The sequence below is a fragment of the Amycolatopsis benzoatilytica AK 16/65 genome, from assembly GCF_000383915.1.
GTDB classification, from domain to species: domain Bacteria; phylum Actinomycetota; class Actinomycetes; order Mycobacteriales; family Pseudonocardiaceae; genus Amycolatopsis; species Amycolatopsis benzoatilytica.
In genome coordinates, this window is record NZ_KB912942.1 from 4,735,788 (window position 1) to 4,757,889 (window position 22,102).

20 protein-coding genes are annotated in these 22,102 nt (G+C 70.6%); 7 read left to right on the plus strand and 13 right to left on the minus strand.

Annotation, left to right across the window (positions count from 1 at the left end; all coding sequences use genetic code 11):
* The first annotated feature begins 264 nt into the window (after window positions 1-264).
* Both AMYBE_RS0121735 and AMYBE_RS0121740 read left to right on the plus strand, forming a co-directional pair.
* Complete coding sequence (locus tag AMYBE_RS0121735) at window positions 265-1,335, plus strand: NAD-dependent epimerase/dehydratase family protein (RefSeq protein ID WP_020661499.1); 1,071 nt, start codon at window positions 265-267, stop codon at window positions 1,333-1,335.
* Between the two features lie 4 nt (window positions 1,336-1,339).
* The gene (locus AMYBE_RS0121740) at window positions 1,340-2,920 is read left to right on the plus strand and encodes a phytoene desaturase family protein (protein ID WP_020661500.1); all 1,581 of its coding nucleotides are present in this window, start codon (window positions 1,340-1,342) and stop codon (window positions 2,918-2,920) included.
* Window positions 2,921-3,147: 227 nt separating this feature from the next.
* On the opposite strand, the gene AMYBE_RS0121745 is transcribed toward AMYBE_RS0121740, so the two are convergent.
* From AMYBE_RS0121745 to AMYBE_RS0121770, 6 genes are all read right to left on the minus strand, one after another.
* Window positions 3,148-3,612 (minus strand): SRPBCC family protein, encoded by a 465-nt coding sequence (locus AMYBE_RS0121745; RefSeq protein ID WP_020661501.1) that lies wholly within the window; start codon window positions 3,610-3,612, stop codon window positions 3,148-3,150.
* 270 nt (window positions 3,613-3,882) lie between these two features.
* On the minus strand, window positions 3,883-4,167 hold the full coding sequence (locus tag AMYBE_RS0121750; protein WP_020661502.1) for a DUF4235 domain-containing protein: 285 nt from the start codon (window positions 4,165-4,167) through the stop codon (window positions 3,883-3,885).
* Between the two features lie 598 nt (window positions 4,168-4,765).
* Window positions 4,766-5,293, minus strand: a complete 528-nt coding sequence (locus AMYBE_RS0121755) for a hypothetical protein (RefSeq protein ID WP_020661503.1) — start codon at window positions 5,291-5,293, stop codon at window positions 4,766-4,768.
* Window positions 5,294-6,173: 880 nt separating this feature from the next.
* The gene (locus AMYBE_RS0121760) at window positions 6,174-6,830 is read right to left on the minus strand and encodes a winged helix-turn-helix domain-containing protein (protein ID WP_020661504.1); all 657 of its coding nucleotides are present in this window, start codon (window positions 6,828-6,830) and stop codon (window positions 6,174-6,176) included.
* Between the two features lie 10 nt (window positions 6,831-6,840).
* Window positions 6,841-8,490: a right-handed parallel beta-helix repeat-containing protein gene (locus AMYBE_RS0121765; protein ID WP_020661505.1), complete on the minus strand. Its 1,650-nt coding sequence runs from the start codon at window positions 8,488-8,490 to the stop codon at window positions 6,841-6,843.
* On the minus strand, window positions 8,490-9,194 hold the full coding sequence (locus AMYBE_RS0121770) for a helix-turn-helix transcriptional regulator (RefSeq protein WP_020661506.1): 705 nt from the start codon (window positions 9,192-9,194) through the stop codon (window positions 8,490-8,492). Before AMYBE_RS0121770 ends, AMYBE_RS0121765 begins: the two co-directional genes overlap by 1 nt.
* Window positions 9,195-9,329: 135 nt before the next feature.
* Here AMYBE_RS0121770 and AMYBE_RS0121775 point away from each other — a divergent pair, with 135 nt between their 5' ends.
* The gene (locus AMYBE_RS0121775; RefSeq protein WP_020661507.1) at window positions 9,330-9,995 is read left to right on the plus strand and encodes a response regulator transcription factor; all 666 of its coding nucleotides are present in this window, start codon (window positions 9,330-9,332) and stop codon (window positions 9,993-9,995) included.
* The gene (locus AMYBE_RS0121780) at window positions 9,992-11,293 is read left to right on the plus strand and encodes a sensor histidine kinase (protein ID WP_020661508.1); all 1,302 of its coding nucleotides are present in this window, start codon (window positions 9,992-9,994) and stop codon (window positions 11,291-11,293) included. The genes AMYBE_RS0121775 and AMYBE_RS0121780 overlap by 4 nt, the downstream gene beginning before the upstream one ends.
* A gap of 36 nt (window positions 11,294-11,329) precedes the next feature.
* Here the strand turns inward: AMYBE_RS0121780 and AMYBE_RS0121785 are convergent, their stop codons facing one another.
* From AMYBE_RS0121785 to AMYBE_RS0121805, 5 genes are read right to left on the minus strand one after another with little or no spacing between them, the layout of a single operon-like run.
* Window positions 11,330-11,758 carry a hypothetical protein gene (locus AMYBE_RS0121785; protein ID WP_245573404.1) on the minus strand — a complete coding sequence of 143 codons (429 nt, stop codon included), beginning with the start codon at window positions 11,756-11,758 and terminating at the stop codon, window positions 11,330-11,332.
* 5 nt (window positions 11,759-11,763) lie between these two features.
* A complete protein-coding gene (locus tag AMYBE_RS0121790) occupies window positions 11,764-12,237 on the minus strand; it encodes a hypothetical protein (protein WP_020661510.1) in 474 nt (157 codons plus the stop codon).
* Window positions 12,194-17,509, minus strand: coding sequence for a WXG100-like domain-containing protein (locus tag AMYBE_RS46275; protein WP_051124762.1), 5,316 nt, complete (start codon window positions 17,507-17,509; stop codon window positions 12,194-12,196). The genes AMYBE_RS0121790 and AMYBE_RS46275 overlap by 44 nt, the downstream gene beginning before the upstream one ends.
* 12 nt (window positions 17,510-17,521) lie before the next feature.
* The gene (locus tag AMYBE_RS0121800) at window positions 17,522-17,848 is read right to left on the minus strand and encodes a hypothetical protein (protein WP_020661511.1); all 327 of its coding nucleotides are present in this window, start codon (window positions 17,846-17,848) and stop codon (window positions 17,522-17,524) included.
* A complete protein-coding gene (locus tag AMYBE_RS0121805; RefSeq protein ID WP_342663886.1) occupies window positions 17,845-18,228 on the minus strand; it encodes a YbaB/EbfC family nucleoid-associated protein in 384 nt (127 codons plus the stop codon). The genes AMYBE_RS0121800 and AMYBE_RS0121805 overlap by 4 nt, the downstream gene beginning before the upstream one ends.
* 141 nt (window positions 18,229-18,369) lie before the next feature.
* Here AMYBE_RS0121805 and AMYBE_RS0121810 point away from each other — a divergent pair, with 141 nt between their 5' ends.
* The 3 genes from AMYBE_RS0121810 to mycP are packed head-to-tail and all read left to right on the plus strand — an operon-like array spanning window position 18,370 to window position 20,995.
* Window positions 18,370-18,714: a hypothetical protein gene (locus AMYBE_RS0121810; protein WP_020661513.1), complete on the plus strand. Its 345-nt coding sequence runs from the start codon at window positions 18,370-18,372 to the stop codon at window positions 18,712-18,714.
* Window positions 18,699-19,643 carry a DUF6177 family protein gene (locus AMYBE_RS0121815; protein WP_020661514.1) on the plus strand — a complete coding sequence of 315 codons (945 nt, stop codon included), beginning with the start codon at window positions 18,699-18,701 and terminating at the stop codon, window positions 19,641-19,643. Before AMYBE_RS0121810 ends, AMYBE_RS0121815 begins: the two co-directional genes overlap by 16 nt.
* A gap of 53 nt (window positions 19,644-19,696) precedes the next feature.
* Window positions 19,697-20,995, plus strand: coding sequence for a type VII secretion-associated serine protease mycosin (gene mycP / locus AMYBE_RS0121820; RefSeq protein WP_020661515.1), 1,299 nt, complete (start codon window positions 19,697-19,699; stop codon window positions 20,993-20,995).
* A gap of 352 nt (window positions 20,996-21,347) precedes the next feature.
* Here mycP and AMYBE_RS0121825 read toward each other — a convergent pair whose 3' ends face one another.
* Both AMYBE_RS0121825 and AMYBE_RS0121830 read right to left on the minus strand, forming a co-directional pair.
* A complete protein-coding gene (locus tag AMYBE_RS0121825) occupies window positions 21,348-21,647 on the minus strand; it encodes a hypothetical protein (RefSeq protein WP_020661516.1) in 300 nt (99 codons plus the stop codon).
* A 41-nt stretch (window positions 21,648-21,688) separates the two neighbouring features.
* Complete coding sequence (locus AMYBE_RS0121830) at window positions 21,689-22,030, minus strand: hypothetical protein (protein WP_020661517.1); 342 nt, start codon at window positions 22,028-22,030, stop codon at window positions 21,689-21,691.
* Window positions 22,031-22,102 lie beyond the last annotated feature (72 nt).

Consider the following 22,102-nt stretch of genomic DNA (forward strand, 5'->3'; position numbering starts at 1 on the left):
GACAGCGGGCCGCCCGGTTCGCCCGTGATGTCCACCGTGACGTACTAAGCCGCCCAGCGGGTTTGCCGCCGGTCCGGCCCACAATCGCCGCGGCGGCACCCGGGCCGCTTGCTCGTGCGGCTCGTTGACTGCCTGCCGCGAGCCGAGCAGGCCCGCGGCCGCACTTTCCCTCGTCGAACGCTCCTCCTTCCTCGCGACCAGCAGAACACTCCCGAGGCTCGCGACGCCGTGTTTCCGACGTCGCACAAGGGGTAAACGACGCGCATGCGGATCGTGATCACGGGGGCGAGCGGCAATGTCGGCACAGCGCTGCTGCGGTGCCTGGAGGACGTCCACGAGGTCGTCGGCGTCGCGCGCCGGGTCCCGGATCACGCCGTCGGGCCGTATTCGCGCGCCGACTGGCATTCGGTGGACATCGGCGAGCCGGGCGCGGACCGGGTGTTAGCGGATCTTTTCGCCGGCGCGGACGCGGTCGTCCACCTGGCCTGGGGAGTCTCGCCAGCGCGGGAGGACCCGCCGATGTCGCGCACCAACGCCGACGGCACCGCCAACGTCCTCGAAGCAGTTCAGAACGCTGGCGTCGGGCATCTGGTTTGCGCGTCCTCGGTCGCCGCATACTCGCCGGCTCCCCGCGACGACAAGGTCGGCGAGGAATGGCCGTGCCACGGGATCGCGGCCAGCGCGTACAGCCGGGGCAAGGCGGAGCTGGAGACTGAGCTGGACCAGTTCGTGTCCGCGCACCCGCAGATCCGCGTCGCGCGGATGCGCCCATGCGCTGTGCTGCAGCGGCAGGCAGCCGGAGAATTCGCCCGGTGGTCGCTCGGCCCGGCGCTGCCGCCCCGGTTGATCGGCAGCCGGTTCCTGCCGATACCGGCTTGGGCCGGGTTGCGGGTGCAGGCCGTCCACGCGGACGACCTCGCCGAGGCGTTGCGGCTGGTGCTCGACCAGCGGGCAGTAGGCCCGTTCAATATCGCCGCCGACGACGTGCTCGACTCGACCGCGCTCGCGCACGTGCTGGGTGGAACCAGGCTGCCGGTGACGAACCCGGTCGCGCGGACAGCGACGCGCGCGGCGTGGCTGGCCGGATTGCTGCCGTTGCACCCGGGTTGGCTCGAGCTGGCCGATCAGGCCCCGCTCGTCGACGCCACGCGGGCACGCCTCGTGCTCGGCTGGATCCCGCGGCACAGCTCGGCGGACGCGGTCCGGGACCTGGTCGAAGGTCTGCGCCGCGGCGACGGCGCGGCCTCCGCCCCGCTAGCCGTCTCCCGGCCCGGTCTGCTCGGCCGGGTGAAGGCTATGGGCACGGGCCGCCCGACCCGTCAATCGCAGGCTTGAAACCGTGCACACCGCCGACGCGATAGTCATCGGATCCGGGCACAACGGCCTCGTCGCCGCGAACCTTCTCGCCGATGCCGGCTGGGATGTCGTCGTGCTGGAAGAACAGCCCCGTCCAGGCGGGGCGCTGCGCACCGAGGAGATCACCGCACCAGGCTTCCGCTCGGACCTCTGTGCCGCGTTCTTCCCGCTCGGCATGGCTTCGCCGGTGTTGCAGGGGCTCGGCCTGGGTGAGCACGGTCTGCGCTGGTGCCACGCTCCCGACGCTCTCGCGCACGTTTTCCCCGACAACCGTTGCGCGATCCTCTCGCGCGATCTCGACCGCACTGCCGCTTCGGTCGCCCAGTTCGCGCCCCGAGACGGAGATTCCTGGGGTTCCCTCTTCACGCAGTGGCGCGGGATGCGCGACGAGTTGCTGGATGCGTTGTTCAGCCCATTCCCCCCGGTGCGCGCCGGTGCGCGGTTCCTGCGTCGCACCGGGCCAGCCGAAGCATTGCGGCTCGCGAGAATGATGACGCTTCCCGCACGCCGCTTCACGCACGAGCGTTTCGACGGCGAGGGCGCCCGGCTGCTGCTGGCCGGCAACGCCGCGCACAGCGACCTGTCGGTCGACAACGCCGGCAGCGCGGTGTTCGGATGGCTGCTGGGAATGCTCGCCCAGGACGTCGGGTTTCCGGTGCCCGAAGGCGGCGCGAGCGAACTGGCGGCTGCGTTGGCGCGCAGGCTGGAATCCGCTGGCGGGTCTGTCCATTGCGGAATGCCGGTGAGCGAGGTGCTGGTCGCGCGCGGCACGGCGGTCGGAGTGCGCTGCGTCGACGGGGAGCCGATCCGGGCGCGCAAAGCGATCCTGGCCGACGTCACCGCGGAAACGCTGTACGGGGACCTGGTCTCGCCGGAGTGGCTGCCCGCACGGCTCCTCGCGGACCTGCGGGCGTTCGAGTGGGACAGCGCGACGGTCAAGGTCGACTGGGCGCTGTCCGAGCCGATCCCGTGGACCGCACCCGACGTTCGCGGCGCGGGCACTGTCCATCTGGGCTGCGACGAGGACGGGCTGTCAGCGTTCGGCGCGGCGTTGACCCAAGGTCAGGTGCCCGCACAGCCGTTCGTGCTGCTGGGCCAGATGACCACTGCGGATCCGACCAGGTCTCCATCCGGCACGGAGGCCGTCTGGGCCTACACCCACCTTCCCCGCGGTGCCGACCGCGCCACGGTGCAACGGCAAGCAGAACGCGTCGAGGCGGCGGTGGAGCACAACGCACCCGGGTTCCGGGACTTGGTGCTCGCCCGGAGTGTGCAAGGCCCGGCCGAGCTGGCCGCGCACGACGCCAACCTCGTCGGCGGCGCCATCAACGGCGGCACGACAGCGATCCACCAGCAGCTGCTCTTCCGTCCCGTGCCGGGCCTCGGCCGCGCCGACACGCCCGTGGACCGGCTGTACCTGGCCGGTGCCGCAGCCCATCCCGGCGGCGCGGTCCACGGCGGGCCAGGAGCCAATGCCGCGCGCGCGGCGTTGGCCCGCAACGGTCTCCTGGGCGCGGGCTACGCCGCAGCGATCCGTGCGGCAAACCGGGCGGCCTACGGGTGAGGCCACGAGCCCTGCGGGGGGGGGGGGGGGGAACTCGCTGCAGCCCAACAACTGCGCACGACGTCCTGGCTAGGAGCTTGTCTCCGGCAGTGCGCGCCAAGCGGCCTGCCGGTCTGTCCGTGAAGGGCCCCTTCCGGGACTTAGATTCCCTCAAGGGGCCCTTCACGGACAGGCCGGAATGGGCGGTAGCTGCCCTCGCATCACGACAGCACTGGCTGACACACGCTCTAGGTGGCCGGGCCGGTGCCAGCGCGCCGATGCCGTCCCACGGCCAAGGCCTCCAGCCGCGCAAGCGACTCCTTGTTGCGAGGCGCGAGCACGAGCGCCTGTACCGTCTTTGGAAGCAGACCGCCCGCGCCGCCGGTCACCGACTCGGCCAGTCGGACCACCGTCTCGTCGCTGCCCTGCGGGACCAACGTGAGCACGATCTTCGCGGTGCCGAGCGCGCCGCCGCGGGCCTCCAGCTCCAACGACACCCCCGGCTCGACCGCGCGCACCACCGTCGTGTCCTTCAACTGCAGCGGCCACGCCCCGATGCTGTGATGAATGTGCGAACCGACCGCGGGCCAGCTCTCGTCGACATCCCGGATGTGGCAGCTGCCCACCACCCAGCCCGCGAACGACCAGCCGTCCGCCACAACGTCGAAAACAGCTCCCGGTGGCACCGGCACGGTCCGGCTCACTTCGATCATCCGTCGCCTCCTGATCTCCCGCGCCGGTTTCCCCCTTACCGCACAGACAAACGCCGACCGCGTCACCGGTGGGCAGGGTGGGCGAAACAGCCTTCTCACCGGCGATGGCATTTCCACCGTGCCAGCTGGACCGAAGCGGATCAGCACGACCGCGGCCCAGTTCCCGCATGCGCAGCTCAGTAGCGAGCCGGTCGGCAGCCGAGGCGACGCAGGTGCGACAGCCTTCTGGGCACACCTTTTCGGCACTACGGAGAGGCACGTCCCGGCATCTCACGCACGGTCGTGCTCGTCGGTGTCACCGGGCCACTGGCCGGTGAGCTTGTCGTAGCCGGCCGCGCCGCCCCGGTCGACGGCCGCCTTGACCAGGCCGAAGATCGCTCCCTGGACGGACGCTGCCAGGAGCACCTCGCCCCAGCCCCGGTTTTTCTGGGTCGGGGTGGGCGCCTTCTCGGTGCCGGAGATCATCTTCCACACTCGCTCGAACACCGCATTGGCGGCCAGACCGCCAAGCACGCCGAACAGCATGCCCAGCGGCCGGTACAGCAGCTTGTTCATGTTCGTCTTCCCTTCCGCACGAACTTCCACAGCGGTAGCGCTACGGTCGCCGCGCCGAGCGCGACCGGGCACCGCCGTCGCTGCCCTTCGGCCCGTGCGGCGGCCTGCTTCACCGCGCCCGCTCTGCCCCTTGAGCCGTCCGGACACGTTCGCCTTGTGGGCCAACACTTCCACGCTGCCGCCCGGTTGCCCCGGGGCTTTGCTCGGTCTCCGGTGCACGGTTCCTGATCGGCACCTCGGTCTCGGTAGCGGCGCGGGTCACGGCCGCCTCCCCTCGATCAAGCATTACCCGCAACTGCGACGGTGTATGCGCGGTCTTCGGTGGAAACCGGCTCATCGCGCGCCGCCTACGGGTGGCCCGGCAGCTGCGGCGCACAACGCCGAACGATCCCCGCTCCCGGAAGTACAGGCCGATCCGCTTCTCCCTGGATCGCCCGGTGGTGCCGTTTCGGCACCGCCGGGCGAGTTCCACGTCGCTGGGCTGTCAGGGGCCACGCTGGGGGTTGCTGCCCACTTTTGCTCATCCGCCGACCGCGCCGCTCAAGACGAACAGGCAGCCGAGGCGGTCCTTCCCCCGTCGTATCCGGGAGCCAGGCGATCAGGCGGGCGTTCCGGTGAACGAGCGGTCGCCGCTCTCGCAGACGAACTGTCCGCTTCCGCTGGCACCGCCGGCGTAACCGCAGTTCCAGCCGTCCACTTCGAGGAAGTGCCCGCTGCCTTGCGCCTTGGTCGGTTCCTGCGCCAGGTAGTGGGACATCACGCGGACCGACTCGTCGCAGCCGGGCGCACCGGCCGCCGTCTCCTTGGCCGTCACCTCGACCTTCCCGCCCGGGCTGTCGACAGCACCGCAGTCGTGGCTCTCGTCGGAGTCGCTGCTGCCAGACAACCCGCCCGCTTTGGCCTTGCCCGGCGCGGCAGCAGGCTTCGGCGCAGCCGGCTTGTGCTTCGCGGCCGGTGCCTCATCGGGCACCGAGGCCGGGGCGCTGGGCAGCGCGGACGAAGCCGAAGCCGCCGGCGCAGTTGCCAGCGAAGGTGCCGGCGACGCGGCTTGCGAGCCCTCGTTGCATGCGGCCACCCCTAGAACGACCGCGAGCATCGAACCCGAAACCAGCGTGCGAGCCACCATTGTGCGCATTGTTCTGTCCCCTTCACGTACTGCCTCGTTCCCAACACCCAGAAAGACGTGCGGCCAACGCGGCAGTTCACCGGCCGGGACCGGCACTGCCCGTTCGGGCAGAAACCTGCGTCCGGACGCAACCGTGCACGAAGACGGTGCTGCTCCTCGGCCGTTGCGAGATCACCCCGGTGCTCACCGCCTACCAGGGCCGTGATCGAGCGCTGCAGCAAACGTCGTCGGTGCCAAGCGTGGTGCTGCCTTGATCGCCCTCACCGGCCCGGCGTTATCGACACCCCGACCTTGACCGCGGTGAGCCCGCAGACCGAGCATCGCCGGATCATTCGCGCAGACAACGGAAGACCTGCCGTGCGATTCAGGCCGTTGCGGGATGCCCAGCCCCAGCTCTGATGCGGCGGCTGCCGGAGCCGGTCCGGATCGGCCAGGATGAGCAGGCACCGAGACAGCGCGTAACCCGAACGCCAGCCGAGTCAGCGGGTCAGTCCTCAGCCAGAACCGGCATCGCGCGGCTTTGCGTTCGCAGGGCAGTCAGTCCAAGATCCCGATTCTGCTACGCATGACTGGTCGCAAGGGGAAGATGCAGCACCTGCGGACCGGCTGCCCCCGGCCGGGGCGCCGGTCGCTTCGGACGTGGCGTTCCTCGCCTCCGAGGAGGCCCGCATGATCCACGGGATCACGCTGTAGGTCGACGGCGGAATCACCACGACCCGGTTGCCCTAACCAGCGGGTTCGAGTCCCCGATGACGCGCACCCCGGGTTGCCCGAAAGCGGCGGCCCGGGGCTTTCTTGCCCGGTATGACTTTTTCTGTCGCCGACTGTCCATTATGGTCTTCTGCGAACCCGGGCACGCGCGGAGACGGGCCGGGATCGTTCACCCGGCCATCCGGTAGCCGATGCCGCGGACGGTGTGGATCAGCACCGGATCGCGCAGCTTGCGCCTCAGACGAGCGATCACCACCTCCAGCACGTTCGACGCCGGGTCCGCGGCTTCGTCCCAGGCGTACCCCAGCAGCGCGGTGCGGGACACCGGGCGTCCGGCGGCGGTCATCAGCCGTTCCAGGACCAGGTATTCCTTGCGGGTCAACGTGAGCAGCACGCCCGCCCGGGTGACCTGGTGCCTGCCGTTGTCCAGTTCGACGTCCGCGCAGCGCAGCACGTCCGGCGGGCTGGTCAGGTCGCGGCGGCACAGCCGGCGCACCCGGGCCACCAGCTCCGGCATGGCGAACGGCTTGACCAGGTAGTCGTCGCCGAAGCGCAGGCCGTCGATCCGGTCGGCGACGCTGTCGCGCGCGGTCAGGAACAGCACTGGCATCGGCCAGTCGTTGCGGCGGCGTCCGCTCACGTACCGCAGCGCGTCGCCGGACGGCAGCATCCGGTCGAACACCGCGCAGTCGTACGGGGTCACGAACAACGCCTCGTCGGCGGCCGGCAGGTCGGACACGGTGTCGACCGCGAACCCGGCGGCGCGGAGGGCGGCGCCCAGCGCCAAACGCAGATTCTCGTCGTCCTCAGTCACCAGCACGCGCATTCCCCGCACGTTAGCGTGCGGCGGCCGCCACCACGTCGTCGGCGACCAGCTTGCGCAGTTCTCCCACGTCCGGGATCCGGCCGAGCTGCCGCAACCGCCGGGACTGCGCCTTGCGCATGCCTTCGAACAACCGTCGCGCGTCCCTGGCGTTGCCGAAGTTCCGTTCGCCGGCGGCGCGCGCGAAGAACTCGATCAGCACCGGATCGGCGGCCCGGTCCAGTTCGTACTCCCCCGCCGACGCCATCCGGCCGATGATGTCCAGCAGCTCGTCGGGCGTGTAGTTCGCGAACTCGATCGTCTTGCCGTAGCGGGAAGCGAGTCCGGGGTTGGCCGACATGAACTCGGTCATCTCGTCCGTGTAGCCGGCCACGATCACCGCCACCTCGCCCCGATGGTCTTCCATCAGCTTGACGAGCATGTCGATGGCTTCCTGGCCGAAATCTCCGCCCGCCGACCCCGAGCGCGACAGCATGTACGCCTCGTCGATGAACAGCACTCCGCCCAGTGACTCCTCGAAGACGAGCGCGGTCTTTTCCGCGGTGTGCCCGATGTATTGGCCGACCAGGTCCCGGCGCGACACCTCGCGGAACTGCCCGCGCGGCAGCACACCCAGCGCCTTCAGCAGCTTCCCGTAGATCCGCGCGACCGTCGTCTTGCCGGTGCCCGGCGCGCCGGCGAAAACCAGATGGTGCCCGGTCTCGCCGACCGGCAGCCCGGCCCGCCGTCGCCACTCGTTGACCTGCAGCTCGTCGACCAGGGAACGCACCTCGGCCTTGACCCCCGGCAGGCCGACCATTTCGTCCAGCTCGGCCAGCAGATCGTCCAGCTCCTGGCTCCCGAGTCCGCCGGGAGCGGCCGGGTCGCCGGTCTCGACGACAGTCGTGGCCGCCCCCTCCGCCACCACGATGCCCGGTTCTGCGGTGTTCTCCACCTGGCACCCGGCGACACGGCCACCGCAGCCGGACGCGAACGCGATCCCGGATCCCCGCGCGTCCCGAACCGTGCAGCCGGACAGCTCGGGCGCGCCGTGGTAAGCGACCGCGATGCCTTCCTGGCCGGTCCGGGTGATCTCGCAGCGTTCGAGCACCGGGCGGGCGTACTGGTAGACGTACACCCCGCGCAGCCCGCACCCGGTCACCGCGCAGTTGCGGAGCACCGGGTCGGCGCCCATCGCGACGATGACGCCGTCCCCGGTGACGTCCTTGATCGTGGTGTCGGCGAGGGTGCCGGAGCCGCCTTCGATCACGATGCCCTGTTCTCCGCCGGTGACCGCGCATCCGGTCACCTCGAAACCGGCGGTCCCGCGGACCCGGATCGCCGGACCCCGCCCGCCGGTGAAAACACACCGCCGCGCGGTGAGCGCGACGCCGTCGGCGGAGATCGCGGCCGCGTCGCCGGCGCGGACCTCGATCCCGCTCAGCGAAAGGGATCCGCCGTGGACGGCGAAGACCGGCCGGTCCGATCCGCTGCCGTCCACGACGACCTCGGTGCCCTCCGCGGCCACCAGCGTGACGTGGCGTCCGGCCAGTTCGAAGACCTCGTAGTAAGTGCCGGCGGCAACAGTGATCACGGCGTCGTCGCCGTCGGCGTCGGCCAGCGCGTCGCCGATAGTCGCGTACGCGCCGGGACGTGCCGCGACCTCCAGGGTGCGGCCGGTCATCAGCCCGCCTCGGCGAGCAGCCAGCCGCGGTCGACCGCTTTGGCCCCGGCCTGGAAACGGCTGCGCGCGCCGAGGCGGTTCATGATGTCGGCGACCATCCGCCCGACCGTCCGGACCGAGATGCCCAGCTGCACTGCCGCCGACTCGTCGGTGGTGCCGGAGCAGAGCAGCACCAGCAGGTCCCGCTCGCGCGCGGTCAGCATCTGATCGTCGGCGCGCTCGGGCAGGTCCGATGTCCCGAGCGGCACCGCGGAGCGCCAGGCCCGCTCGAACAACCCGGCTGTCGCGGTGACCATCCCGGGCAGCCGGAACGCCGCGATGCTGTGACTTCCGGGGCTTCGCCCCGCGCCGGGGGCTCCGCCGCCGGGGGCCTCCGAACCGATGCCGGTGCCGGGACGCTCGGCCGGCAGGACGACGGATCGGCGGTCGAGCACGAGCGCGTCCATCGGCACCTCGGTGTCGGTGCGTACCTGTGCCCCGGCGAGCGCCAGCGCCCGCACGGTGCCCGACAGCCGCGCGGAGTCCGGGAACAGCGCCCGGCAGGGAACTCCCGCACGCAGGTTCGCATGGGCGATCCGGCGGAACTCGCCGACCGAAGCGGCGCTAGTGTCGGCACTCATGATCAGGACCTCGCTGGCCGCCGTGTCCGGCAGCGTCTCCGGTCCGGTCCCCTCGACGAGACTGAGCCTGCTTCCCTGGTTCATCGCGCCATCCCCTCTTTTCCCACCGCCCGCCGCGGCCGGTTCATGCCAGATCTCGCGTATCCGCTGGTCTCCGCTCGCCGACGCGTTACCGTCCTCGAGCATGTGGCCACTCTCCCCCGGGCACCTGAGGTTTTGATGACAAGCGTGCTGGTCGTCGAAGACGACGAAAATCTGCGGGTCGCGGTGGCCGCGCGGCTCGGCGCGGCGGGCCTGGACGTCGAGGTCGCGGGCGATCTCGCGAGCGCGGACCAGGCCCTGCGGGCCGGCCGGCACCGTTGCGTCGTGTTCGACCGGATGCTGCCCGACGGGGACGCGATCAGGTACGTGCACGCCCGCCGGGTCGAGGGCTGGCGCACCCCGGTGCTGTTCCTGACCGCCCGAGACTCGCTCGCCGACCGGGTCGCCGGCTTCGAGCACGGCGGCGACGACTACCTGGTCAAACCGTTCGCGGTGGCCGAGCTGACCGAACGGGTGCTGAACCTCTGCCGCCACGCGGCGCTCGACCGGCCGGCCGTGCTGCAGCACGACGACCTGGTGCTGGACTGCGCCCGCCGCGAAGTGCGCCGGGCCGGGGTCCTGCTCACCTTGACGAACAAGGAGTACGCGGTGCTGGAATACCTGATGGTGCGCGGCGGCGATCCGGTGGAGCGGATCGAGCTGCTGGAGCACTGCTGGGACAGCACGACCGACCCGATGTCCAACGTCGTAGACGTGACGGTGCGGCGGCTGCGGCGGAAACTGCGGGAACCGGAATTGATCCACACCGTGCGCGGCCTCGGCTACCGGCTCGGCGACCAGTGAACGGGGTGTTCTCGAAGGTCTCGGGCGGCGACGCGGCGCGCTCGGGACGGAACGGCTCGTCGGCTGATCGGCTGCGCCGGCTCCGCTGGGCGCTGACGGCGCTGTTCACCGCGATCAACGCGATCGGCCTGGTCGCGTTCGCCTGGTTCATGATCAGCGAAGACTCCGACCAGGGCACCGAACGGATCAACGCCGACCTGCTGCGAGTCACGTCGTCGGTGAGCAGACTGGTCGGCTACGACGACGCGATCGACCTCTCGCTGGTCAACACCGACGTGCTGAACGAGCAATGCCCGCAGTTCGCGATCCTGCCGGGCGGCGCTCCGGCGTTCCAGCCGTACCTGTCCCGGCACGCGTGCGTGCCAGTCGATGTCCGGGTCCTCAACGGGCTGGCCACCGAAGCGGTGCGCAGCGGCACGGTCGTCATGGGCTACCAGCGCGGCACGGGCGGCGAACTGGTCCAGGTGCGGGCGGAGACGCTGCTCAGCCGCACAGGCAAGCCGTTCGCCGCGGTAGTCGCCGTCGAAGACACCGCGGCGGTATCCGCGGCGCACACCCGGTTCGTGCTCCTGGTGGTCGGCGGCTGCGCGTTGCTGGTGACGGCGCTCGGGTTCGCCGGCCACGTGCTGTCCGGCCGGATGATCCGGCCGGCGGCTTCGGCGTTGCAGCAGCAGGAAGTCCTGCTCGCCGAGACCGCGCACGACCTGCGCACGCCGGTGGCGGCGCTGCGCGCACTGGCCGAGACCGCGATGCTCGACCCGGCCCAGCGCACCGATCTGCTGCCCCGGACGGTCCGGCTGGCGGCCCGGATGGGCGGCATCATCGACGACCTGCTGGTCCGCGCCCGGCTCGCGGCGGGCGTCGAACAGCTGAGCATCCAGCCGGTGTGGCTCGACCAGCTCGTCGCGGGCGTCGTCGAGGACACCGAACCGGACGGCGCCCAGGTCACCGTCACGACGGCGCCGACGAAAGTGAACGCCGACCCGGCGCTGGTGCAGCGAGCGGTCGGCAACCTGCTCAACAACGCGCTGCGCTACGGCCGTCAGCCCGGCGCGATGGCGATCGTCCACGTGATGGTGGCCGGCGGCACCGTGACAGTCGCCGACCACGGACCGGGCATCGACACGACGCTGACCGAGGACGCCTTCGACCGCTTCTCCAGCACCGGCGGGTCATCGGGACTGGGGTTGTCGATCGTCCGCTGGGTAGCGGAGTCGCACGGCGGGACGCTGTCGGTGTACAACGCGGACGAGGGCGGGGCGATCTTCGAGCTGCGTTTCCCGGTCAGCGCGGGCTGATCGGTCTTCGCGCTCCGGGCGGCGCGGGCACCTTCGTCAGTCCGTGGCCAAGCGCTGCCGAAGCCAATCCGGCGTGTTCTCGCGCGGGTACTTCTCGGCTTCCGTGGAGAAACACTCCCGTGGCGGGACGTGATCCCAGTCCGGCTCGCCGTCCCAGTCGTATTCGGCCTCGTAGCGACCCGGGTGCACCAGGTGATATCGCAGCGACGTCCACGCACCCTCGCCCGGCCTCGCCATGTCGTCCCTGAGCTCGGCGAAAAACTCGGCGACCCCCGGCGGCGGTGTCCAGTCGATGCCGCCGCCGAGCACGGTGATGATCGAGGCGCGCAGCTCGACGTACTCGCCGACCGACCGGAAGGCGAGGAACAACTGGTCCCAATCGGCCGGCACTGAATGAATCATCCAGGTCGTGAAGTCCTTGAGCAGTTCGTGGGCCTGCGCCGCGGTGAGCGGCATCCGGGGCATGGGCACTACTTCTGCTCCTCGCTGATCGCAGCTGACAGCTTTTCGCGCAGCCAGCCCGGAATGTGCTCCGGTTCACGGGGAAACGCCTTCAAATCCTCGGCGTAATCTCCGGCCGTCATCGGCGGAGTAAGCCGGGGCTCGTAGTCGTAGTTGTAGTTGTAGAAGATCGCTCCCGGCGGATCCATCGAGACCCGCGCCGAGAACCAGGCGCCGCGCCCGGGCCGGTAGGTCAGCGTGCGCAGTTTGGCGAGGACGACGTTCAGCTCGTGCGGGGGCCGGATCTCCGGCCGCGACCCGTCCTCCATGATCACGGTCAGGCCGAGGTCCTGCACCGGCACGGTCATCGAACTGACCAGGTCGATCCGCCGCCAGCCCTGCTCGGGCACCAGGTCCAGCAGCGCGATCCCGAGTTGCTGGACGAGATCCTCGTGGCTCTCACCGCCGGAAGTCGCGGGGCCAGAGTGGGGTGTTGTGGTCACCGGGGAAACTCCTGACGTTGACGGTGATTCGGCCTTGCTCGTCCAGTCCGTAAGAACGGTAGTGGCGGGTGTGCGGATCGTCGGCGCCCGGGTCCCGCGCAGGCATGACATCCTCGTGCGCCACCTGGTCGAGGTGTTCGTCCCGGTGGCGTTCCATCTGATACCAGCTGTCGTCGGCGTCGTAGGTCGCTTCGACGTCTTTGCTGCCTGCGTTGCTGTTGTCGATCCGCCCCTCCGTCGACATGTTGATCGACTCGCCGCCCTTGCCGGCCGAGGTGCTGCCGTGGTGGCCGCCGTCGTCGATGTTGCGATTGGCCAGGTCCTTGCCGCCCAGCGCACCCACCTCCGACTGCGCCGTGGTGTCGCGTCGGATCTGACTGGCGCCAGCGGCGTCCGGCGGGCCCGAAGTCGCCACCGTGTTGCCGCGCGAATCCGTGCGGTGCACGTCGCCTTCGGTGATCCGGGTGCTGCCGTCGGGGTTGCGCACTTCCAGTCCGTGGTCCACCCGCACCGTCGCGCCCGGAGGCGGATAGTTCAGGTCGGCGTTGGTCGGCTGGAAAGTGTGGACATGGGTGACCGTGCCGTCCGGTCCGGTCTGCACGGTCGAGTACGGGTGCCCCTTCTGATCCACTACGTGGATCCGCGTATTGGGCGGCAGGTCACCGCGGCTGGTCAGCGGCGAACCCCGTTCGCCGCTGAACGGGTCGGTCACCGCCTTCACTTGCGCGTCGCTCCAGCCGTCCGGACTCCCGGAGGTGAAGCCGCCGCCCTTCTTCTCATGGGAGAAAACGACTTCCCGGTCAGGCGCGGGCCACGAATCCTGGACGGCCTTGGCCTTGGCTGTGCCGTAGAAGCCGTCTTGAGTGACCTTCGCGCCTTCCGGAGCGTGGGCGATCTCCGGATTGGTCCGCGCGCGCTGCCCGGTCGTCGTGTCGACATGCGTGATCCTGCCGTCCGCGTCGGTGTGGAACGAACCGCGGAACTGGCCGTGATCGTCGGTCACCCGGTGCTCGCGCTCCCCTGCCAGGGTCGAGTTGCCCTCCGCGTCCACGTGGCTCTGCCGGTTGAATGCCTCGCTCTGCCGGAGATTTCCATTGTGCACTACCGCCGCACCCGAGTGCGGCGGCTGCCGCCAGGTGGCCGCATGCTCAGGCCGGCCGTCCGCCCCCACGTGGAATTCCTGGTAGTTCGGCCCACGATCGACCCGGTAATTGCCGTTCGCCACTCGGTGCTCGCAGTCCGGGTTGGGCAGGCCGTCCGAGCTCGCATGGGTATCGATCCACTTGACGTTGCCGTCGCTGTCGGTCTGAAAGCTGCCTCGCGGATTCCCGTCCCTGTCCGTGACGTGGTAGCGGGTGTCCGGTTCGAGATCCCGCCGCGCGCTGAACGGCTGGTCCGCTCGCGGCGCCCGCGGGTCGTGCGGACCGACTTCGGTGTGCCGGGCCGGTTCGGGCGGGGTTTCGACGTGGTCGATGCGTGTGATGTCCCGCTTCCCGTGCACGGTCTTGACGTCGTTGTGCGTAACCGTCCGGACGGTTCCATCCGGCCCCGTCGGGTAGATGTCGTGCCGGCGCCCGACCTGCACCCGGTAGTCGGCGCCCGGAGCCGGACGGGCGACCTCCGGGTTGGCCCCGTGCAGAGTGTTCGGCGCTTGCGCGTCCACATGGGACACTTTGCCGTTTTGATCGGTGTAAACCCGGGTGCGGACGTTGCCGTCGTGGTCCAGGATGTTGTAGCGCGTGTCGGGCCGCAGCTCGTGGGATTTGTCGAAGAAGTTCTCGTCCGCGCCGAGCCGCACATCCTCGCCCGGTGGGGTGAAGTTCTCCGGTTCCCGCCAGCCTTCCTCGATCTGATGTTGCGGGTTGAGGTCGTCGCCGTCGCCGCGGTGCACGGCGCTGTCGCCGTCGATGTCGTGCGGGTCGCCGTGGTGGGAGCCGGGAGCGAAGCCGTCGTCGCCCGCCCGATGGACGGTGCCGTCGGGGCGATGGGTATTCCACTCGCCGTCCGGCGGGATGCGGGGGCGGAGCTTGCCGTCCGGGCCGATTTCGAAGTCGGAGGAGAAGACGCGGCCCTTGCGGTCGGTCCAGGCGGCCTTGGTCGGCGCGGTGACTTCGGTATCGAGTTCGCGCGCCAGAGCGTGCGCGAACTGGTTCGAGCCCGCGTCGCAGCCGATCAGGCGGATGGGCTGGCCGTGGTAGTCGTCGTTGCGGCGCAGGATGTCGGCGAATTGCTTCGGCGAGTACTGGCGGTCGCCGATGCGGGCGTGCCCGTCCGGGGTGACGTGCACGTCGACGGTGTAGCGGCCGTCCGGATCGGGCTCGACTCGGTGCGGGAGGTCGGCCAGTTCGGGGTCGCCGGCGTGGTACGAGCTGCCGGACGGGGTGCTTTCGGCGTGCCGGGCGTTGACCTCGTCCGGGGTCAGCGGCTCGGGACCGGGGGGCGGGGCGGGGTCGTTCGGGTCGTGGTTTGGGTCGTGGTTTGGGTCGTCGTGGCCGGGATTGTGATGCGGGTCAGGGTCCGGGTCGTGGTGGCCAGGATCGTTTTCGTGCGGAGGGTTTTCGTGCGGAGCGGGGTCGGCTGGGGCGTGGTGCGGGTTCTCGGCTGGATCGTGGCCGTGCGGCGGCTTCGGGTCCGGGTTGATCGCCTTGTCGATATCGACGGCTGGGTGGTGCGGTTCCAAGGGGTCGGCGGCCGGGCCGGGCTCGTGTTCGCCGGGTACCTGGTGGGCGCGGGCAGGTTCGCTCGGGCCGGACTCGGCGGGCGGCGGTTCGTGGCCCGGATCGTGGTGCGGGGCCGGTGGGTCGGCGGGCTCTCGGGGGGTGGGCGGCTCGGCTGGCGCGGGCGGCTGTTCGGTCGGTTTGGGCGCCGATTCCGGGGTGCGGGGTTCCGGCTGCGCGGGGCGGGGTTCTCGCGGCTTCGGCACGCGAGGTTCGGGATGTTGCTCCGGAACACGGGGTTCGGGGCGGTGATCCGGGGTGCGGGGGCCGGAAGGCGGCTCCGGGGTGCGAGGTTCCGGGTGCGCGTCGGGTTTCGGTGGTGCGACAGCGGCTGCGGACTGGCCGGGTGGTGCTGGTTCCGGGTGCGGTTCGGCGGGTTTCGGCGGAACCGGCTCGGAGTGCGGTTCCGCCGGCGCGGACGGCGCGGGTTCGGAGTGCGGCTCTGTCGGGCGCGATTCGGCCGGGTGTGGTTCGGACAGGTGCTCGGGCGGGTCGATGTGGTCGACCTTCATGGTTTCGAAGTCCACGTGCGCGACCGCCAGTTCGCCGAACTTCGGCGGCAGTCCGGGGTCCCTGGGCGGTTCGGCAGCGGCGGGTTCGTCCGGCCCGGCCGAATCGGCTTTGCGGTGCCTGCTGCTCAGCGTGGGCGGCGGGTCGGACACCTTGGCGCTCATCGGGGGGTGGTCGAGGCCCGATCCGGTGAGCATGTTGATCAAGGAGTGCACCAGTCCGGTGCCTACGACCGTGCCGTAGATCATCTTCTGCGGCAAGGTTTTCAGGTCCGGCAGGAGCGGTCCGGCGATTTTCTCCTGTTCCAGCCAGTTCGGGGATTCCTTGTCCACCACGGCCGAGGTCCGCGGTTCCGAAGGAGTTTCGGCCGACGGAGCCGGTCGGTTTTCCCCGGTCTCCTGATGCGCGGCGGATTCCGCGGAGCCGGGCGTCTGGGCTGCCGGCTGTTCCTGGTGGTGCTCAACAGCGCGTTGGCCCGGCGCGTGGGCGGGTGTCTGGTGTTCGCCGGCCTGTTCCTGATGTGCTGGCGAGGCCGCGTGGCCGGGCGTCGTTTCGGCACCGGGGTGGTGCGGGTCGGCGGCCAGGGACTCGCCCACGGACCCGTGCTCTGGCGGGGGTTCCGACGCGTGTTCGGAAGGTTTCTCGGATACCTGCTCGGACGGCGAGCGTTCCGACGGAGAATGCTCCGAAGGAGACGACTCGGCGGACGGGTGCTCGGCAGGCGGGTGCTCGACAGGCGGATCCTCAGCAGGTGGGTGCTCAGCAGGCGAATGCTCACCGGGAGAGCGCTCAGCAGGTGGCCGCTCGGCGGGCGGACTGTCTGCCGAGGGCTTGCGAGGGGTCCGCTCCGGGGGCGGAGGGTCGTCGGGCGGCTTTCGACCGCCCTCGGACGGCTGCTGTGACGGCTCTCGCGGCGGAGGCGGCTCCTCGGTGTGCGGCTTGCCCGGCCCGTGTCCCAGGCCGACCTTGCTGAGCACGTTCTCGACGCCGGGAATCTTCCGGACGACTTTGCCGGCCACCTCGGTGGCGGTCGGGATCTTGGTGATCGCGTTGCCGACGGTTTCCAGTGCCCGGCCCGCTGTCGCCACCGCGCCGACCTTGCTGCCGATTTTGCTCGCCGCCAAAGCCGCGCCGCCGCCCCGGATCGCGGCGCCCGCGCCTTTGGTGCCCAGCACGGAGCTGACGATGTTGAACGTCGCTTTGCCGCCGGCGCGCGCGGGGTCCTCGCTCCATTCGTCCCAGGCGACCAGGGACTTGCCGGCGTCCACGAGGGTGCGGCCCATCTCGCCGCGTTCGAAGAACGGCAGGCCGTGGGTCTGGTCCAGGTACGTCAGGAGCGGGTTGCCGTAGGTGGCGGCGGCGAGCGCGAACTTGCCCATCCCGCCCCACGCCTGCCCGAGCGTCGACCACGACCAGCTGCCGTCCGCGCCGCGGCCGATCAGGGCCGCGAATCCTTCCAGCCCTTCCTTGGCGCCGTCGTAGATGCCGCCGAAGAACGAGCCGACGTTCCCCCAGAATCCGTGCGGTTTCTTGGGTTTCGGCGGTTCCGGAGGCTTGCCGAACTTGTCGGCCAGATCCGTCACGATCTTCGCGACCTGCTGCCCCACGCTGATCGCGAACACCGTCCGTGCGGCCCAGCTGGTGCAGTGCGCGAACAGGTCTTCGTTCTCCGCGACGTACAAGCGGATCAGGAACTTGGCGCTGCTGACCTTGTTCGAGTAGTCCTGGCACAGCGTCGCGAGGCCGGTCATCGCGGTGACGAGGTCGGCGATGCCCGCTTCCCCGTTGCCGCCGTGGTTGAGCGAGTGAATCGCGTAGTACTGCTCGAAACCCGCGGCATCCGTCCACACCGCACGCAGATCCGCCGCGGCCTGGTCGGAATTCTGGACGCCCTCGCCCACGGCTGTCGCCGCATTGGTCCACGCCTGGGCGAGGTTGTGCGCGTCGGTTTCGCTGTCAGGCGGCCACAACGTGTCCTGCGGCTGGCCGCTGTTCGCGACTACCCACCGCCAGAGCGAGCCGTCCGGTTCGAGGAGATCTGCCATCGCCGGGGCGGCTCATCGAGGGAATTCGGCGGCAGCCGCCGCGTCCGCGGCGACGTAGCCCTGCACGTACTGGTCGCCGTTGTCGGCCAGCGTCTGGTAGGCGCCGGCCAGCGAACCCATCACCTCGGTGATCGACTGCTTCGGCTGGTCGTAGACCGCGGTGAACGCCTTGCCGAGCGGGCCGCCGCCCAGCCGTCCGGGTGCGTCGATCGCGGCTTTGGGCGCCTGCCAGGCCGCGTCCATCGTCACGCCGGCGGCGCGAAGACGGCCGAAGCAGGCGGTCGTCTCGTCCGGCTCCATGTCGATCTTGCCGTCGCCGTCATGGTCGATCCCGCTCATCGCACGGCTCCTCGCGCCCGGCGGTCGAGTTCGTGCAGCAGCGGGTCGAAGCGCAGGTCGGTGTTTTCCGGGGTGGCGTCCGAGGGCAGCAGGCTCGCGACGATCTCGATGCACTCCTGCTCGGCGCGTTCGACGGCGCGATGGATGGTGCCGGCGATGTCCTTGGCCAGCGCGGCGGAATCGGTCTTGCGGTAGATGCGCGGGTCCAGCCGGAGGTCGAGCAGTTCGCCGGCGCCGCCGACGGTCGCGCTGATCAGCCCGTCGTCGGACTCGGCGTCGGCGCGGATCTCGGCCATCCGCCGCTGGGTGGACCTGATGTCGCCGGCCAGCCGCTGGTGCTCGGCCCGCAGGTCGAACCGGAACGGGGATTCCACTGCCACCTCCGACGAATCGTGTGTCCCGGCAGTCTTCCGCCGCGCGACCGGCTGAGGAGCGAGCTGGCGGGTTCCGGCCACGAGCCCGTCGGCTGGCGCCGCGGGACCGGACGATGGACCGGTCCGCACCGAAAGGAAGCCCCTCCGATGACCTTTGACGTGGTCGCCCTGTGCCCCGCCGAACCCGGTCCCAAAGCCCTCGTCGCGGCGATCCTGACCGCCGGTGCCGGGTATTTCGCCGAGTCCGACGAGGAACGGCGGCTGATCCGCGTCCGGCACGCCGACGGCCGCGCGTTGCTGACGATCGAGGGGTCCCGGCTGGTACAGGTGCCGGGCGAGGCGGAGCGGCTGCTGGACATCGCCGCGGCTGTCCCTCAGTGGTGGGTCGAAGGCCGCGCACCGGACGACGATGCCGAGGCCGAGTCCGTCGCTCGGACGTTCGCCGAGGCACTGGCCATCGCGACCGGAGGCCGGACGTGGACGAGCCGGTGACGCCCGCCGCCGACCGGGTCACCGCGGAAGCCGTCGTGGTCGAGCAGCACCGCGCCGTGGTGCCCGCGACGACCTGGCTGGTCGACGCGGCGCGGGCAGCCGTGCGCGACGGAAAAGTGCTGCAGGTGCGCACTCCCGCGCGCAGCCGGCTCACCGTCCCGCTGGAGCTGCTGCTGCGGGACGCGCTCGCGGACTGGGTGGTGCGCGACGACACCGGTGCCCACCACGACGGTTTCCGCGGCTTTCCGTTGGCGTGGAACGGGATCCGGTTCGTCCGCGACACCGAAGCCCCGCCGCGGACTTCGCCGGCGCCAGTTCCCGGTTCGGGCGATCTGGAGGTACGGATCATCACCGTCGGGGAGGCGCCGCGGCTCGGCGCGAGCACCGAAGCCGCGATGCAGGCGCTTGGCGGCGGTCCGCCGGGCGGCTGGGGCGTGGCCGAGCCGGTCACGCAACCGTGGTCTGCGGGCGACCTCGCGGCGCATTGCCGGCAGCGGGCAGCGCGGCCGGTGAATGTGCTGGTCACCGGGCCCGGCACGGTCGGGCGGGTGCGCGTGTCGCAGGTGGACGGCGAGCTCGTCGAAGAGGTCGAGCTGAGCGGCCCCCGGGCCGGGACCGTGGCCAGGGACGACATCGAAGCACTGGTCGAGCGGGTCGCCGCCGAAGCGCAAATGATGACCGTCGGAGCGCATCCCGGCCGGCGGCGCGGTCTGCGCGCGCCAGGGGCGCCGCCGGTCCTTCCCTACGGAGTCCTTTTCGGACCCGAGTTCGTCGCGGCCTGCGGCGTCGCCCACGCTCACCGGGCTCCGGCCGCGCGAGTGCGGCTGGTCGGCACTGGCCGGCGGACCGCGGCCTGGTGCCGGTTCGACGGCGGCCGGACCCCGGCATACGAGCAGTTCGCCGATCTGCTGCAGCACTTCGGCCAGTAGGGACTTGGCTGGTTGTCGCCATCCGGCCGCACCGTGGCCGGCCCGGACGGACGATGGCGGATGTGAACCGACACCACCGAATCCGGGCCGCTGCCGTCGTGGTGGCCGCGGTCGCGCTGAACGTCTTCGGCGGAGCGCCGGCGGCGCGCGCGGCCCCGCCGGCCGGAGCCTGTCACGACCCGGAACCGGCGCGCCCAGCCATCCCCGCCCAGCCTTGGGCCCAGCAGACCCTCGACCCGGAACGAGCCTGGCCGCACAGCCGCGGCGCGGGCGTGCTGGTCGCGGTCGTCGACTCCGGGGTCGACGCCGATCACCCGCAGCTGAGCCGTCCCGGGAAAGTCTTGCCGGGCCGGGACTTCTACCTGGCCGGCGCGCTGCCCGGATCGTTCGACTGCGTGTCGCACGGCACCGGCGTGGCCGGCATCATCGGCGCGGATCCGGTGCCCGGCATCGGATTCCACGGCGTGGCACCGGACGCGACCATCCTGCCGGTGCGGATCAGCGACCGGGACATCGGCGACCAGGGCGAGTCGCTGCGCATCGACCCGCAGGTCGTCGCGAACGGCATCCGGTACGCCGCGGACCAAGGCGCGAAAGTGATCAACCTGTCCATGGCCGGCCACGACGACTTCCCGGTGATCCGGGACGCGGTCGCGTACGCGGTCGCACGGGACGCGCTCGTCGTGGCTGCGGCGGGCAACGCGCAGAAGGACGCCAGCGGCGAGCTGCCGTCCTACCCGGCCGCATATGACGGTGTGCTCGGCGTCGGCGCCGTCGATATCGACGGGGCCCGGATGTCCGGCTCGCAGATCGGACCGTACGTCGACCTCGTCGCCCCCGGTGCGAAGGTGCTGACGACGACCCGGGCGGGCGGGCACGCCTATGTGGACGGCACGAGTTTCGCCGCGCCGTTCGTCTCCGGGACCGCGGCGCTGGTGCGTTCCGCGTGGCCGCAGCTCAGCGCGGCCCAAGTGGCGCAGCGGCTGACAGCGACCGCGGATCCCGCGCGCGGCGGCCGCGACAGCCACTCGTTCGGAGCCGGCCTGGTCGACCCGTACCGCGCGGTGACCGATGGACTGGATCCGGCGAAACCCGCTCTGCTGCCCGCTTTTGTGCCCCAGCCACCCGATCAGGCCAAGCTGGCGCGGGAAACCGCGGCGCACGAAACGGCCGCCACCGCGAAAGTGCTGACGCTCGCGGCGGCCGGCGTTCTTGTCCTCGCCGGGCTGACCGCTCTCGCGGTGACGCGAGGGCGACGGCGTCGATGGCAGCCCGGCTGGGCCGCGCCGGTGCCCGACGAGCACCCGTCGGCCGAACCGCCGGAGCAGGTCTTCCTCGTCTCCGAACCCTGACGGTTTAGTACTGAGGTTTTCTCAGTAGCGGGTGCGTCGTCAGTGCCCGGGGGGGTTCTTCCCCCTGGCGGGTTGGGCTTGGTGCGCGGTTCGTCTGTCCGTGAAGGGCCCCTTGGGGGAATCTAAGTCCGGTAAGGGGCCCTTCACGGACAGGCAGCTGCGGGAGCGGGGCTGCGCGCTACTGAGAAAATCTCAGTACTGTGCCGATCGTTACCAATCCGACCACAGTCACGGCCTAATGGCTTCGTAGCAACGGTTACGTGCCAGGTGGCGTCGGCCTGCCTTTGGCCGGATTAGCAAATGCGCCCGGCCCCGGGAGAGTTTCCCCGGGGCCGGGCGCTTTCGCCGTCGGTCAGATGCTGCGGATCGCTTGTTCGGCGGCGCGCACCGCGCTCATCAGGTAGTCGTCGGCCCGGACGAGGCCCTGGCTCTGCGTGTGCTGCTGCTCCCAAGCTTCATTGGCCTTCGCCTGGACGTTGCCCACGACCTCGTAGTAGCTCGAGCCGAACCCGTCGGTGAGTTCGTTCTCGTAGAGGAATCCCGCGCCGTGGTGGTGGTCGTCGGTGTGCTCGCGGCTCTGCTGCGCACCCTGTGCCACGGTCTGCGCCGTGCTCTGGATCGAGTCGCTGTTGCCGGTGATCCGGGAAGTCATTGCCGATTCTCCGTTCGTCAGAGTCAGTGTCGGAGTCAGTGTCAGATCTGTGCCGAGATGCCGAACCCGCCGGCCTGGTAGGTCACGCTGTGGGCTTCCCGGTTGGCCGCGTCGTCCGCGTCCTGGTAGCCGCCCGCGCTGCGGTGCATCGCGTCGGACGCCGCCACGTACTTCGGGGCGAGGTCGTGGTTGACGACGGTCTGCCGGCTCTGGTCGGCGGTGGCGAACCCGTCCGCCCACCGGCCGTTGCTCGCCGATCGCAGATCGACTCCGGCGCTCGTCACGTGCTGAGAGCTGTCCTGCAGATTGGTGGCGGTTTCCGTCGACTTCTTCGCCTGCTGCAGCATGGCGACGACGTCACCGTCGATTCCCCCTGAACCCATCGTCACGATATCCTCCGGATTTATTGCCGCATAACGTTTCCTGCCTGACTCAGCCAGGCTATGGCGCGGCGG

Excerpts from the sequence above, each read along its gene's own strand:
- AMYBE_RS0121760 (WP_020661504.1), bottom strand. The coding sequence starts at position 6,830 with ATGCGCGTGCTGGTGACTGAGGACGACGAGAATCTGCGTTTGGCGCTG.
- AMYBE_RS0121810 (WP_020661513.1), top strand. The coding sequence starts at position 18,370 with ATGACCTTTGACGTGGTCGCCCTGTGCCCCGCCGAACCCGGTCCCAAA.
- AMYBE_RS0121800 (WP_020661511.1), bottom strand. The coding sequence starts at position 17,848 with ATGAGCGGGATCGACCATGACGGCGACGGCAAGATCGACATGGAGCCG.
- AMYBE_RS0121745 (WP_020661501.1), bottom strand. The coding sequence starts at position 3,612 with ATGATCGAAGTGAGCCGGACCGTGCCGGTGCCACCGGGAGCTGTTTTC.
- AMYBE_RS0121830 (WP_020661517.1), bottom strand. The coding sequence starts at position 22,030 with ATGGGTTCAGGGGGAATCGACGGTGACGTCGTCGCCATGCTGCAGCAG.
- AMYBE_RS0121825 (WP_020661516.1), bottom strand. The coding sequence starts at position 21,647 with ATGACTTCCCGGATCACCGGCAACAGCGACTCGATCCAGAGCACGGCG.
- AMYBE_RS0121785 (WP_245573404.1), bottom strand. The coding sequence starts at position 11,758 with ATGCCCCGGATGCCGCTCACCGCGGCGCAGGCCCACGAACTGCTCAAG.
- AMYBE_RS0121775 (WP_020661507.1), top strand. The coding sequence starts at position 9,330 with ATGACAAGCGTGCTGGTCGTCGAAGACGACGAAAATCTGCGGGTCGCG.
- mycP (WP_020661515.1), top strand. The coding sequence starts at position 19,697 with ATGGCGGATGTGAACCGACACCACCGAATCCGGGCCGCTGCCGTCGTG.
- AMYBE_RS0121750 (WP_020661502.1), bottom strand. The coding sequence starts at position 4,167 with ATGAACAAGCTGCTGTACCGGCCGCTGGGCATGCTGTTCGGCGTGCTT.
- AMYBE_RS0121755 (WP_020661503.1), bottom strand. The coding sequence starts at position 5,293 with ATGGTGGCTCGCACGCTGGTTTCGGGTTCGATGCTCGCGGTCGTTCTA.
- AMYBE_RS0121765 (WP_020661505.1), bottom strand. The coding sequence starts at position 8,490 with ATGACCGGCCGCACCCTGGAGGTCGCGGCACGTCCCGGCGCGTACGCG.
- AMYBE_RS0121770 (WP_020661506.1), bottom strand. The coding sequence starts at position 9,194 with ATGAACCAGGGAAGCAGGCTCAGTCTCGTCGAGGGGACCGGACCGGAG.
- AMYBE_RS0121735 (WP_020661499.1), top strand. The coding sequence starts at position 265 with ATGCGGATCGTGATCACGGGGGCGAGCGGCAATGTCGGCACAGCGCTG.
- AMYBE_RS46275 (WP_051124762.1), bottom strand. The coding sequence starts at position 17,509 with ATGGCAGATCTCCTCGAACCGGACGGCTCGCTCTGGCGGTGGGTAGTC.